Raw genomic sequence first — 792 nt, 5'->3', positions numbered from 1 at the left:
CCTCCCCCACCGCGCTCGCCTCCTGCTCGGACAGGTAGAACTCCGGCTCGAACATGAACAGCCCCGGCACGCCCTCGGGCTCCTGGTCCGCCAGGTAGAGCGCCGTCGTCGCCGCGCCACACAGCCCCCCCATCAACAGGCCGCGCAAGCCGAACCGACGTTGCAATTCCTCTCGCACCGCGCTCGCCACCGCCACGAAGCCGCCCTGACACACGTGCTGGTACAGCTCCGCCGTCGTCTCCGGCAACTCCCCCGCCGAGTCCCCCAACCCTGGCAGGTCCACGCGGAAGCACGCGAACCCCTTCGACGCGAGCCGGTCCGCCGCGAGCACCGACAGCCCACCATGCCCCGAGCGCGGCACATGCCCCGGATTCAGGAACAGCACCCCCACCGAGCGCCGCGTCCCCGGAGCGGGCGGATGGTACGTCCCCCAGAGCCGATGCCCCTTCACGTCCAGCTGCACCAGCTCCCTCATGACCGCACCTCCGCGCGCGCCCCGCCTGCGATGAAACCCAGACCATCCGCGTACAGCTCCCCCAACTCCGGCAGCAGCCGGTTGCTGGTGGTCCAGAAGAACGGCCTCGGCGCACGCACCGAGCCGCTCCGGCCCGGCGCGAGGAACCGCTCCGCCGGCCTGCCATCCAGGTGCACCACCCGCCAGGGCCGCGCCTCGTGCGCCTCCGGCAAGGCCAGCTCATAGCCCTCCGCGCTGCGCCACAGCGCCCGCGACCAGGGCAGCCCCTCCACCTCCACCACCTGCCCCGCCTCCATCCGCGCCACGTAGTCCTCACG

At 72.5% G+C, this 792-nt stretch carries 2 protein-coding genes; both read right to left on the bottom strand.

Annotated features, from left to right (window positions below; translation table 11 throughout):
• The coding region (locus tag FL311_RS43455; RefSeq protein ID WP_228557487.1) for a hypothetical protein at nucleotides 1-475 on the bottom strand (475 nt) is incomplete at its 3' end.
• A partial coding sequence (locus FL311_RS44750) for a hypothetical protein (RefSeq protein WP_194869651.1) occupies nucleotides 472-792 on the bottom strand: 321 nt, incomplete at its 5' end. The genes FL311_RS43455 and FL311_RS44750, both read right to left, overlap by 4 nt.

Source organism: Myxococcus sp. AB025B (genome assembly GCF_006518215.1).
GTDB lineage: Bacteria > Myxococcota > Myxococcia > Myxococcales > Myxococcaceae > Myxococcus > Myxococcus fulvus.
The sequence above is the reverse complement of the archived record's forward strand: the minus strand, read 5'-3'. Positions and strand labels throughout refer to the sequence as shown.